Source organism: Sphingorhabdus sp. (assembly GCF_044354325.1).
GTDB lineage: Bacteria > Pseudomonadota > Alphaproteobacteria > Sphingomonadales > Sphingomonadaceae > Sphingorhabdus_B.
Genome location: NZ_JBILAF010000054.1, coordinates 1 through 13,296, shown reverse-complemented (window position 1 = coordinate 13,296; position 13,296 = coordinate 1). Strand labels below are relative to the sequence as shown.

The 13,296-nt window shown below is 55.8% G+C and carries 8 protein-coding genes; 1 reads left to right on the top strand and 7 read right to left on the bottom strand.

The window, feature by feature from the left end; translation table 11 throughout:
• Positions 1-163: 163 nt before the first annotated feature.
• From addA to ahcY, 7 genes are all read right to left on the bottom strand, one after another.
• Positions 164-3,598: a double-strand break repair helicase AddA gene (gene addA, locus ACIQ0G_RS06510; protein WP_397577204.1), complete on the bottom strand. Its 3,435-nt coding sequence runs from the start codon at positions 3,596-3,598 to the stop codon at positions 164-166.
• Complete coding sequence (gene addB / locus ACIQ0G_RS06505; RefSeq protein WP_397577203.1) at positions 3,595-6,567, bottom strand: double-strand break repair protein AddB; 2,973 nt, start codon at positions 6,565-6,567, stop codon at positions 3,595-3,597. Before addB ends, addA begins: the two co-directional genes overlap by 4 nt.
• A complete protein-coding gene (locus ACIQ0G_RS06500; RefSeq protein WP_397577202.1) occupies positions 6,554-7,282 on the bottom strand; it encodes a nucleotidyltransferase family protein in 729 nt (242 codons plus the stop codon). The genes addB and ACIQ0G_RS06500 overlap by 14 nt, the downstream gene beginning before the upstream one ends.
• The gene (locus ACIQ0G_RS06495) at positions 7,275-8,249 is read right to left on the bottom strand and encodes an aminoglycoside phosphotransferase family protein (RefSeq protein WP_397577205.1); all 975 of its coding nucleotides are present in this window, start codon (positions 8,247-8,249) and stop codon (positions 7,275-7,277) included. Before ACIQ0G_RS06495 ends, ACIQ0G_RS06500 begins: the two co-directional genes overlap by 8 nt.
• Position 8,250: 1 nt before the next feature.
• Positions 8,251-8,682, bottom strand: coding sequence for a tRNA (adenosine(37)-N6)-threonylcarbamoyltransferase complex ATPase subunit type 1 TsaE (gene tsaE / locus ACIQ0G_RS06490; RefSeq protein ID WP_397577201.1), 432 nt, complete (start codon positions 8,680-8,682; stop codon positions 8,251-8,253).
• A complete protein-coding gene (locus ACIQ0G_RS06485) occupies positions 8,679-11,039 on the bottom strand; it encodes a PAS-domain containing protein (RefSeq protein WP_397577200.1) in 2,361 nt (786 codons plus the stop codon). Before ACIQ0G_RS06485 ends, tsaE begins: the two co-directional genes overlap by 4 nt.
• A 114-nt stretch (positions 11,040-11,153) precedes the next feature.
• Positions 11,154-12,548 (bottom strand): adenosylhomocysteinase, encoded by a 1,395-nt coding sequence (gene ahcY / locus ACIQ0G_RS06480; RefSeq protein ID WP_397577199.1) that lies wholly within the window; start codon positions 12,546-12,548, stop codon positions 11,154-11,156.
• Positions 12,549-12,756: 208 nt separating this feature from the next.
• Between ahcY and ACIQ0G_RS06475 the strand changes: the two genes are divergently transcribed.
• Positions 12,757-13,236, top strand: a complete 480-nt coding sequence (locus ACIQ0G_RS06475) for a peroxiredoxin (RefSeq protein WP_306063778.1) — start codon at positions 12,757-12,759, stop codon at positions 13,234-13,236.
• Positions 13,237-13,296: the final 60 nt, after the last annotated feature.

Genomic DNA, 13,296 nt, shown 5'->3' with positions numbered 1-13,296 from the left:
CCCAAAAATCGACCAATACGGGTTTGCCCGATGCCAGTACTTCTGATGCGAAATCATTATCGCCTACGGATTTGGTAGCCATGTTTATCTCCTTTGTTGCCACCCATGTATGCCCACAGCCAAATGCTGACAAGGACCAAGGCAGATAGTTTTTGTTCTGCCATCAAGAGGCAGGATAATGAGGCGCCAATATCTCGTCCGAAAGCGTGATAAACCGGGGTGCGTGCGTAAACAGCAAAGCGACCTCAATCTTGCAATCCGGGAAAATCGTCTGCAGCGCCGCGCGATAATGCGCCATTTGGCGTAAATGGGGAACGGGGACGCCATGTGCATCGGTGGGGATGCTTCGGCCCGTTTTGAAATCGACCGCGCGCACCATTCCGGGTTCGACGAGCAGCCGGTCAATACGGCCATTGATCACTGTTTCGCCCACAACAGCCACAAGCGGAACCTCAGCGCGTGCCAGCGGACCGAATAACGGCGCACAGACCGGATCGCTGATGACTCCGTTCACTTCGGCCAACAATTGGGCCGGGTCGATATCGTCATTTCGTGCCTGAACCGCTAACCATTGCGCCGCAGTTTTGAGCGACTCGCTATCCGTGATGCGTTCGAACAAAGCGTGGATCAGCTTCCCACGGTTGGCGGCTTTGCGCATCGCTGCGTTTGCAGGGTCATCGCCATAATCGTCATCGTCAAGCCGCGATGGCACCAACGGACGCGGTGGGCGCTGCTCCATCGGCGCAGGCGCAAATAGCCATTCGGGGCTGGCTGGCCGAGGTACCGTCGGCGATTGCTTTTCCACAGAAGTTACCGGCGCCACCATCGACGCGCCTTCCGCGCCCACATGGCGCATCACCCTGCCCCAGCGTGGATCGTCTTCCCAACTGCAGCCAAGCGCTGTCATGCCTTTTTCAATCGCGGCGCACCAGCTTTCGGCAGGTGCCTCGCCCTTGCGGCTAATACCCAGCGACCCCGCCATTATCAGCCGCTCCTCCGCGCGCGTGATGGCCACATATAATAACCGCTTATGTTCCTGCAGTTCGCGGGTTTTCTGCATCTCGACAATGTCTTGTAAGCGCCCCGACTGCTCGCTTTTGCGAATGGGCAGCAACGGCGTGCGTTGGCCCTCATCCATCAACAGCTCAACCGACTGATCGGGCTTTTTTGTGGGATCAGACGTAATATCCGCCAAAATGACCACGGGCGCTTGCAAGCCCTTGGCACCATGGACGGTCATGACGCGGACTTCCTTGGTGCTGTTGCCACTTTCGCGTTTGATTTCAATTTCACCGCGGTCGAACCACGCGATGAACTTTTGCAGGCCGCCGCCATACTGTTGTTCGAACTGAAGCGCCGAATTCAGCATTTCCTCGATAGGCACCAAAACCTCGCGTCCCAAACGTGCGGTAAATTTGCGCCGCGCGCCAATGGGTCCGGACAAAATCTGTTCGAGGAAATGATACACGGTCGTGAAATCAGCCGCAGCCAGCATATCGCGCAATGGCGCAAGATCATCCGCAAGTTCAGGCTTCACGCGGATATGCTGCCACAGGCTACCTTCGCGATCACCGACATAGCCGTGCGCCAGCAACTGCTCCTGCGTCCACCCGATGATGGGCGACACGAGCAAGCATGCAAGGCTCAGGTCGTCATTCGGTTGAAGCACAAATTTGATTGCTGCCAGCAGGTCTTGCACCACCAACGGCTGCAAAAGTTTCAGCCTGTCGATGCCCGCGACTGCGACGTTGCGTTCGTGCAATTGCGCAACCAGCAGCGACGCCATGTCACCGCGGCTGCGCAGCAGGAACATGATATCACCCGGCTCCAAATGACGCCCCTGGCTTTCAAGCCAAGGTTTCTCGTCAATGAGGGCTTTCGCATGATCGGCCAATCGTTCAGCCAGCGCGCGCTTTTCGTCGCTGAACCAGTCTTCCTCCTCATCCGACGCATCGCTGTCGTCCGCGGCGTTCGGCTTTGCGGATATGGGCTGCAGAAGCTCAACCATGCCGATTTCCGGTTTTTCGCTGTAATGCGGGTCAATGATGTCGTTGATGCCAAAATCCGCAGAACCAGACTCGTCGATCACCGCGTTGACAAAATCGAGTATCGGCGCGGTCGAACGGAAACTGCGCGACAAGGTGAGCCGTTTCAGTTCGCTTCCGGCGGCGTCAATGCGCTCGGCAAAATAGCGGCCCGCTTCTTCATATCGTTCGGGGGCCGTACCCTGAAAACCGTATATCGCTTGTTTGAAATCACCGACGGAAAACAGCGTGCGGTTCTTTTCGGGATTGGCACCCATGCCGCTGTAAAAATCGTCGCTCAGCGCACTGATGATATCCCATTGCGCTTTGTTGGTGTCCTGCGCCTCATCCACCAAAATATGGTCAATCTGCTTGTCGAGCTTAAACCGAACCCATTGCGCCATTTGGCCATGTTGCAAAAGTTCGGCCGTGCGCCGTATCATATCGTCAAAATCAACCGCGCCGATGGCATGTTTGGCGCGGCTATATTGCGCCGCAAACTCCTTGCCGATGCACAATGCCCGCGCCAGCCGGTCGGCATATTGCGCACGTGTCACTTCGCCCAATAGTTGGTTGGTCCAGTTGAACATTTCGAGCGCGTGTTCGGCATAGACCTCCGTCGTCGGCGTATGCCCGATCGTCGAAATCTGGGGATCACCCTTGGCCGTTGACCAACAGCGATGCAGATCGGGCAAGAGCGCCGCGCGTTCGGTCGGTGTTCGCGATAGCCAATCCTGAAGGACTGCCGCACGCTTGCCCCCGCGGCTATCTGCCTTGTTCTTGCCCCACAAAAGGTTGGCATCGATGACCGCCTGCAATGTCGCGCGTGGAATGCGCGCGTCGGCAAAGGCGTCTTCCAGCATATCCTCAACTGGGCCGTCGAAATGGACACCTGCCAGTCGCCGTGCCCAGACCACCGCGCCGGCATCATTGGGGATCAGGGTCATCACATCCGGCGATGCCGCCGCCCGATGCAGGAACCGCAGCGCACCGTCCTCCCCCATATTCAGGGAAAGTTCCTGCAGGTCCGTGACCATTTTCGTGTCGCCGCGCGCTTCGGCTTCCAGCACGAGATTTACCAATGCCTCGCGCAACAATTCTTGCTGCTCGCGTCCTTCAATCGGTTTAAATCCCGGAACCAATCCGGCTTCTTCGGGGAAGCTGCCCAGCAACGACTGGCAGAAACTGTGGATGGTCAGTATTTGTAAGCCGCCACCGGGCGCGTCCAGCACCTTTGCAAAAAGCTGACGTGCGCGTTTTCGGGCATCTGGTCCCGCGTTCGCGCCAATGGCTTCAAGGTCATGAAACAGTGCCCCATCTTCGCGCTGCACCCAAGACGCCAAAAGCTCATTAATTCGGTCCGCCATTTCGGACGCACCCGCCTTGGTAAAGGTAATGCACAACAGATTTTCAGGTTCGACGTCGCTTTCCAACAGCAACCGGATCACACGCGCGGTTAAAACCTGCGTTTTGCCGGTTCCTGCAGAGGCGCTAAGCCAGATGTTATCACCGGGGATGACGGCGCTGCGCTGCGCCGGAATCAGTGGCTTCAGCGTCGATGATTTAGAGGTCATGCCTGCTCCTCCGAAATCGACTGCCTGCCATTCCATTCCTGCAACCGCATCAATTGGTCATAGTCACCATAATGCGCAAATTCGGGATGCAGCTTTGCGGTGAAGGGCGCGTCGCCCAAAATCCATTGCGCGATAGCCTCTTCCGCTTGCGCGACGGCAAAGGCCACAAACTCGGTGCTTAGAGGCTTTTTATCGTTGGTCCGCGTGGTCGTCGGGACTGCGATATGTCCGAACTTGTCTTTGTTTTTCGCCAAGCTCCAATATTCAAACTTAGTCGCGTGGCCCACCACACCTTTGATCGCCATCTGCTCGGCCATATAGCCGATGAGGCCAAGCTGGAGGGCAAAGCCCGCATTCACTTGCTTGGTCGATGGTGGCATGCCGGTTTTGTAGTCAACGATCACCAGACTTCCGTCCGCAAGTCTATCGATCCGGTCAACGCGTCCGTTCACGGTTATGCCCATGATGTCGACCTTGCCGGGTTGTTCGGCCACCGCGACAACGCGCCCATGGTCATGCATCTGCTTTTTGGTTTCTTCGGCCACCCAGCGCAGACCAGCGGCAATACGCGGTTGCCACAATGCACGTAACAACGGATCCGTTGCCTCTTGTGCCAGCAAGTCGTCCACGCGCTGCACGAGCTTATCGACGGCGCAATCGTCTTGTTTGAACCACTGTTCCAACAAATCATGCACCAACGATCCGCGCCATGCGAAGCTGGGTTCGGCATCGACCTTTTCCAGCACACGAAGGCCAAGAATGCGTTTTGCGTAAAATGAATAGGGGTCGGACTTTAGCTGGTCAAAATCGGTGACGGACAGGCTAACCAATCGCTGCTGCGCCGAGGGACGCGGCAATGGCCGGCTTTCAAACGGAACCTTATGGGCGGGTTCATCCAGCTGCGCTGCAAGCGCAAGCGACTGTTGGTCTTGCTCCAGCGCGTCCGCCGTCAGCGCCTTTATCCGCAGCAGAAAGCGCGAGGCAACGGTTGGTCCGCCACGGTCACGGCGCGCGCGCGTTAACAACACTTCGCGACCACCCAATGCGGTCGCAAGATCATGCGCCGACAATCCGATATTCCGGTCCAAGGTTGGCAGTTTCAAATGCCGCCGGATGGCGGGTGCGAGCCAAGGATCCGGCTGCGCTATTTGCGGCCATGTCCCCTCATTCAACCCAGAACAGATGATGAGGTCCGCCTGCTGCAATCGTGCTTCCAATAGACCGTAAATGGCAACGCGCGGATGCCCGCCATATGGTGGACGCACCACAGCGCAGGAGAATATTTCGTTAAACGTCGCCGCCAGGCCCGTGGCATCGATACGGCCAAGCATGGACAGGTCGCCTCCGCTGACTTCTTCCCACATCCGCCCAAGTTCGCGGCCACTTGCTCCGCGCCACACAGCGCCATCGGTCAAATTCGTCGCAACGTCGCGCAGTGCATCGATGATGAAACTGAACGGTTGCCCGTCGACATTTTCGAGCGGTGCAAGGATTTGAACAAAGCCCTGCCACCATTCAAGCAGCTCTGGCTTCACTTTACGGGCATTTTCCAACCGCCGCGTAATGGCACCCAGCCCAACACCGTTGGCGGTTCCCCGCAATTCGAGATCTAACAGCCGCACCTTGTCGAGCCAATCGAGCCTGTCGGGCCCTGCAAACACCAGCGGGTGCTTGGCAATAGCCAATAGCGACGCGCCGGAAAACCGCCCCGAAATCGCGTCAACCAACGCGAGCGCCAGCGAGCCATTTGCCGTTTGCAAAAGCGGTATACCCGCACTGTCGTCGACATATATGTCCCAACGACGCAACTGCGCCGCAACGCGGACCGCGAGCTCACGGTCAGGCGTGATGAGTGCGATCCGCTTTTCGGCCTGTTCCAATTCACCGCGAATGCGCACCGCAACGGCCTTTGCTTCCAGCGCGCTGTCATCAGCCTCAAACCATTGTGTATGTGATAGCGCCTTGCGCGCAGGTGCGAGTTCTTGCCAACCGACGCTATGTTCAGGCAGGCAGAAAATTTCCGAAATGGTGTCGGCTACGCGTTCGACGCGTGCCGTTGGCAAGACATCGATTTCGCTACGATCGATCCCCATAAGGTCGAGCAAATGTTTCAGGTGGAATTGGGGATGCACCTCAAAATTCCGGCGGCGCGTTGGCAGATTATCGGGTTCAACCGCGGCAGACAGACTGTCCCAGCGATCCTTAGCTAAGTCGAGGTCGACACCGGGCAAAATGACATGCCCATTTGGAATAAGGGCAACACGGCGCAGCAATTTTGCGACCGCTTTGGCTGATGTAGTTATGCCAACCGCAATGATAGGCATGTCAAAACTGCGTTCAGCCAGACGCCGCTCCAAACCGGCCAGAAGCTTATTTCGGCGCTCCGCAGGGCCCATCAATTCTCGCGCAGCAAGTTCGGAGCGATAGGCGGGCAAGATCGTCAAAAGCTGGCCATAAGCACGTTGCCAATGGCCGGCGAGATCAGCCTCGATTGCTATGTCGGACAAAGCGTCGAAATCGACCAAATCGACTTCAAGTTCATCAATCAGCTCGGCCAGTTTGCGCGCCAAACGCAAAGCCTCAGCGGACGACAAAAACGTACCTTGCGGCCGATGTTCCTGCGCCAAGCGCGCCAACAGCATCAGCCGGTCAAACGATCCAATAACGGGCCAAATAATGTCTTCTGACGCAATGGGATCGAGCAAAGGCCCCAATGCCTCATCAAGTTGCATATCGCCAATCGCCACCATGCGCGGCAAAAGCAAACCCGGTGCGGCCTGCCGGACGAACGCCTCTGTCATCGCCTTGATGGCGCGGTTATTGGGTAACAGCAATATTGTGCTGCTAACCGTGAGCGGGTCCTGCCCCGATGTCTGCAATATCCACTGCGCAGTTACGTCGCACAAGTCGTTGCCGAGCGGGACATTGAAAACGCGCACGCGCTGCGCCATGGTGTTATCCGACGCCATGCAGCCCCAAACGTTCTTCCGTGGCAGTTATTGCCGCGGGGTAACCTACATCAAACCACATTCCTTCGTGCACCAACCCCATGCACCGTCCCTCTGCAATGGCACGATCCCAAAAGACGTTGGTCGAAAAAACGTCAGACGGTGGGTCAACAATCAGCTTCTTCGAAAGCAGCTGAATACCTGTCCAGACATAAGGCGCAGGCGCGTCACCCACGCGACGCGACAGGCGGCCATCTGCATCCATGTTAAAGTCACCAATGCCCTGGCTGTTATATGCTGTCGCCAGCGGGACGAGCAACATCAGCACATCCATGCGTGCAGCATCCCAATGCGCCATCAGGCGCGAGATCGCATTCTCTCCGTCGTTGGCCCACCAATTGTCCGCATTCACGCAGATAAACGGATCGTCCGAAATCATCGGCAATGCCTGAACCAACCCGCCGCCTGTATCGCGCAGCAAATCGCGTTCATCGGATATCGACACGTCAAAATCCGTCGCATGGGCGGAAAGATGCGCTTCAATCTGGTCGGCGCGATAATGTGCATTGACGACAATCTTGCTAACGCCGGCATCACGCAAATGATCCAGAACATGATCCAGCAAGGCAACGCCGCCGACCTCAACCAATGGCTTTGGGCGGTCAGCGGTGAGCGGCATCATCCGCGTCCCCTTACCCGCCGCCATGATCATTGCGGTGTTCACATGCTTAACCATGCGTAATGTCTAATGGGCTAAGGCGACGCATTTCAGGGGGAATATGGGTATCGAACCATTGCTTGACGTTCGCAAGTGCCGGGTGCGCCAAATCGCGCTCCAGCAAGCCCCACATGCGTGGCAGGAAGGACAAATATCTCTCCTTGCCATCGCGCTTCCACAGCCGCGTAAATATGCCGATAATCTTGGTATTCCGCTGCGCACCCAGCAACGCATAATGCGCGTCAAAGTCAGGTCCCGGATTGGCCGCCGTCAGATAATAAGCCAGCATGTCTGCCTCAAGCTCTGGGCGGACATCGCGCCGCGCGTCTTGCAACAACGATACCAGATCATAGGCTGGATGCCCCACCAGCGCATCTTGAAAATCAATGATGCCTTGTTCCCCATCATCAAGCAGCATGATGTTTTCGGCATGGTAATCCCGCAAGACAGTTACATCCTGACAAGATGCCAATGGAGCCAGCGCATCAACCCACATCTGGTCAAATGCGTTCGCGTCGCAGGAAAGCCCCATCGCCGGCATGTACCATTCGGTGAGCAACTGCACTTCGCGCAGATAGGTCGCCATGGCATAGGGTTGCGCATGCGCTGCAGGGGTGGCTGCCAATCGTACGATCGTATCAATAGCGGCCCGGTATATCTCGGCCTCATCCTCTGGGTGATCATCAAGATGCTCGCGCATCCTGCGGTCGCCAAAATCCTCCAGCAATACCAGCCCACGCGTCAAGTCCGTGCCGTAAATCTCTGGTGCACGAAATTGATGCCCCGTCAAATATTGGGCAATGTCGAGAAAAGGCTGCGGGTCCTCATGTGGTGGCGGCGCGTCCATCAATATAGCCTTGCCTCGCGTAGCCGAATTCACGCGGAAATAGCGGCGGAAAGACGCATCGCCCGCCACCGGAGATATTTGCGCATCAGTCCAGCCATGGCGCGTTAAAAATTCGTCCAGTCCAGCGGGCAGAACCATATCAGTTACGGGTGTCATCATTATCCATTTTCAAAGTCAAAATTCTGCTGCCGTCCGCTTGCGGTACGATATCGATTACATGGCTGGGCCGCACATAGCCGCCGCCGAAGCGTTCAGCCCACTCCACCAGCGTGACGCGATCGCTGCGTTCCGCGATGAGCCCTAATTCGTCCAAGTCGTCGATATTGTCCAAGCGATACAAATCGACATGGGCAACGGCAACCAAAACCTCGGGCGGTTCGTAGCTATGCACGATGGCGTAGGATGGGCTCGCCACTTCGCCTTCAAAGCCAAGGCCTGCCAATATGCCAGCGCACAATACGGTCTTTCCAGCGCCCAGCGGCCCGTTGATCGCGACCCAATCTGATGGCGACAATATCTTCGCCAGCTCGCGACCATATTCACGCATATCCAAATCGGTCGCAATGATCATGGCCGCGGCAACACCATGATAACGGTCGTACCTTCGCCCGGCGCAGAATGCAGTTGCAACGTCCCACCATGCGATTCAATAATTTGACGCGCCAAAGGCAAGCCCAAACCCTGCGTGATTGAACCGTTGCTATCGGCGTTCTTTGGAACCGCATTGTACGACGAGACGCGCAGGACGTCTGCCTCACGCATACCCGGTCCATTGTCTGACACAACGAGTTCAAGGGCATCGCCTTGCCAACGTGCAAGCATTAAAACCTGCCCACCACTATTGCTATACCGGATCGCATTGTCCAAAACTTGGCCGACCGCTTGCGTAATCCGTTTCGGATCAAGCGCCATCTCTCCAGCACCATTATCCAAATCGACTTGCAAATCGACCTCAGCCGCCTGTGCCATCTCCGCTTTGTTGTCCACAATTTGCGCGACCAATGTTGGAACATCGGCTTGTTCGAGCGCAAGCGGCAACGCGCCGGCTTCAATCTGGCTATAATCCAGAACAGTGTTGATCTGGTCGGACAAACGGTCTGCAGATTGCAAAATGGCATCCACATATTCCTTCGCCTGATCGCTAAGTTCGCCAGCAATGCCTGCCTTTAGCAAGTCTGCAAATCCGCTGATGGACGTAAGTGGCGAGCGGAATTCATAACTCATATTTGCAAGGAATTTACCCTTAATCGCATCAGCCTCCTGCAATGCGCTATTCCGGTCACGCAGTGCTTGCTCGATTTTAAGGTTGTTCGACATATCCAACATCGTGAACAGCGTATTGCCGTCGGGTAGCGGTATCGTCGCAATCTGGAACATACGTCCGTCGGCGAAGACCGCTTTGCTCTTGTGCCGTTCGCGGTTTGACGACGTCGTCCGGATCAGTTCATCCAAGATGCTAATCTGCGATGGCTTTTGCAAATGCCGGGCGAGCGAGGGCAATAGTTCATCCAGCCGCGGATGTTGAAGCAGCAAGTCGTCGTTCAGTTCCCATGTTTCGGCAAATAAGCGGTTCCAGATGCTCAGCCGGCCATCCGCCGAAAACACCGCAATCGCTTCGAACAAATTGTCAAAGGTCGCAGTCCGCACGCGCAGCAATATGTCCCGCGCGCTGGCCAGTTGCGCCTGTTCCGTGCGGTCTTCAAAAATCATCAACAGGCCGCCGTCCGGGATTGGCTGCGCGAGCACCCGCAAATGCGTTCCGTCCGGCAACAGCCAGTTTTCTTCAGCGGGATCGGACGATCTAAACCAATCTTCACGTTCCTGACGCCAGGCTGGAAAGTCCCGGACCTCTGGCACCTTTCCGTTTTCGCGCATCCGGTCCAGCACGCGCGCGAATTCCGGTTTTTCAGACAACCATTGATCCCGGAAAGTGAACAGGCTTTGGAAGGGCAAATTTGCAAAGCTCAACCCATGGCGCGCGTCAAACTGGGCAACACCAGCGGACATCATGTTCAAAAGGTCACGCTGTGCTTCCGAAAGTGCGCGCACCTCAGACCTGGCATCAATCAAATCCTGAACATCGATTGCCAGCCCTGCAACGCCCGATTGACCCAAGGGAATATCAAACACGCGCAACTGGCGCCGTTCACCGTTTAACGTGGCCGAAACAATCCGCTCGCGCTGGGCGTCCGCAGATGCAGCTTCAGCTGCCCAATCAGCGGGACTCTTACCCTTTTCAGGCTCAAGCAGTTCGATTCCCTCTTCAACCACTTGAAGGCCATCCGTTGCGCCAACCGCATCAACATATGCATGGTTGACGAAGTGTAGGCGCATATCCGGGCGTCGATGCCACATCGGAAGAGGTGCGGCTTCGATTAGGCCAGCCAGTGCCGCAAATGCGGTGCGGGCCTCTTCCGATTCCTGCGTCCGCTTCTCAAGCTCGCGCAAACTATCAGTGGTATCGAAAAACCATAACAAAGCTGTGCCATTGGGATAGGCAGCAACATCGGCGATATTTCCGACGACGGTCAAACGCCGTTCGGAACCTTTAATCGCCAACGCAAGGACAAAGGATTTTCCCGTACGCTGGGTCTCGTGCACTTTTGCCTCAAGTGCCGCCACATCATCTATGGCAAGGCCAGCATCATCATGACCGCCCAAGTCCGAAAACGTTGTCGCTGGGGTTGTCAGGCCAAGCAATCTCGAAAAACGGTCTGGTGCCTCAATTCGTCCATCGCTCCTCACCACGACCGGAAATGCCGGAGCGGTTTCAAGCAGCCTTCGTAGCCGCGACGTCTGACCTAAAATTTTGCGCGATTCATTGCGCAAGGACAGCCCGATCCAGATAGCGACTATGGCTCCTACCAGCCACAGCGCCATTAATACCCCGATCAGTGCAATTGGCAGGCCAGTGCCTGTCATCGTCATGAAGCCCTTTAATTTACCCAGAACAAGCTAATGCCCAAATGCTTGCGCCGCGCAACGAAAAAAGCCCGCCACGTTTCCGCAGCGGGCGTTTGTTCGGTCTCGAAAGACGTCGATTTAATAACGATAATGGTCTGGCTTGAACGGACCTTCGGTCGATACGCCGATATAATTCGCTTGCTTTTCGGTCAGCTTGGTCAGCTTAACGCCAAGCTTTTCGAGGTGAAGCGTCGCGACCTTCTCGTCGAGATGCTTTGGCAAAACATAGACCTGGTTCTTATAATTTGCACCGTTGGTCCAAAGCTCGATTTGCGCGAGCACCTGATTGGTGAAGCTTGCCGACATCACAAAGCTTGGGTGTCCAGTTGCACAGCCGAGGTTGACCAAGCGGCCCTTTGCAAGAACGATGATCTGCTTGCCGTCTGGGAATTCAACAAGATCCGTGCCGGGCTTAACTTCATTCCAATTGTAATTTGACAAAGCGGAAATCTGAATTTCACTGTCAAAGTGACCGATGTTGCACACGATGCTCATGGGCTTCATGTTCATCATATGCTCGGCCGTGATGACGTCGGCGTTACCCGTTGCGGTGCAGAAAATATCTGCGCGCTGAACGGCCTCTTCCATCGTGACGACTTCAAAACCTTCCATCGCGGCCTGCAATGCGCAGATCGGGTCAACTTCAGTGACCATAACGCGTGCGCCACCATTGCGGAGCGACTGGGCGGAACCCTTTCCGACATCACCAAAGCCAGCAACACATGCGACCTTACCAGCCAACATGACGTCGGTGGCACGGCGGATGGCGTCAACCAGCGATTCCTTACAGCCATAAAGATTGTCGAACTTCGACTTGGTAACGCTGTCGTTTACGTTGATCGCAGGGAATGGCAGTTCGCCCTTCTTCGCGATTTCATAAAGGCGATGCACCCCTGTCGTGGTTTCTTCCGATACGCCCTTCAAGTTCTTGACGGTTTCCGTCAGATAACCAGGCTTCTTGGCAACAAATGCCTTCAGCGCGCGCTGAAATTCAACTTCTTCTTCATTTTCAGGATCGCCAAAGGTTTCGCCGCGCTCAAGCTTTGCACCCCAAAGCGCGAACATCGTTGCGTCGCCGCCGTCGTCGAGGATGATGTTGGCCGTGGTTTCGTCACCCCAATCGAAGATGCGACCGACATAATCCCAATAATCGGCAAGGCTCTCGCCCTTAATCGCGAAAACCGGAATGTTTTGCGCGGCGATTGCCGCAGCGGCGTGATCTTGTGTCGAGAAAATGTTGCATGTTGCCCAACGGACATCTGCGCCAAGCGCTGTCAGCGTCTCGATTAGAACCGCGGTCTGAATGGTCATGTGCAGCGAACCAACAATCCGCGCGCCCTTCAATGGCTGCGAGGCGCCGAATTCTTCGCGCAGCGCCATAAGGCCGGGCATTTCGGTCTCGGCAATGTTTATTTCTTTGCGACCGAAATCGGCCTCATTAATATCGGCAATGACATAATCGTTGAAAGCCACAGGCTTGGTCTCCGGGAGGTTTTTGACGCCCTGCCCTTAGCTGCAGCTTTCAACGAAATCAAATATAAAGATTGCTTTATATGGCAATGCAGATGGCTATTTCGTGATTTGAGGAACGCAATTTACGACTGAAGAGGAACCGCTACTTGACTTGCCCGAGCGGGTCCCGGAATATGCAACCAACCCCACTTTTAAAAGGAATCCAAATATGAGCATCTCCGTTGGCGACAAAATCCCTGACGTTAAGTTGGTAAAAGCGACTGCCGAAGGCCCGCAGCCTGTCCAGTCCGCAGAATATTTCGCTGGCCGCCGCGTGGCGCTGTTTTCGGTTCCCGGCGCATTCACGCCGACCTGCTCTGCGCGCCACCTTCCCGGCTTTGTTGAAAAGTCCGGTGAGCTTGCCGCCAAGGGCATTGATGAAATCGCCTGCACCGCCGTGAACGACGCCTTCGTCCTTGGCGCATGGAACAAGTCTGGCGGATCAGACGCGATCACCATGTTGGCAGATGGCAATGGCGATTTCGCCGCTGCACTTGGCCTTGAGATGGACGGTTCGGCATTTGGCATGGGCAAGCGCGGTCAGCGTTTCTCGCTCGTTGTCAATGACGGCGTCGTTGAGCATGTGAATGTTGAAGCCCCCGGTGACTTCAATGTCAGCTCCGCCGAATATATGCTCGGTCAGCTTTAAGTTTACGAAATCTTGCCCTTTTGGGTATCTAAAGGGAGGGGCAACCCTCCCTTTTTTGTT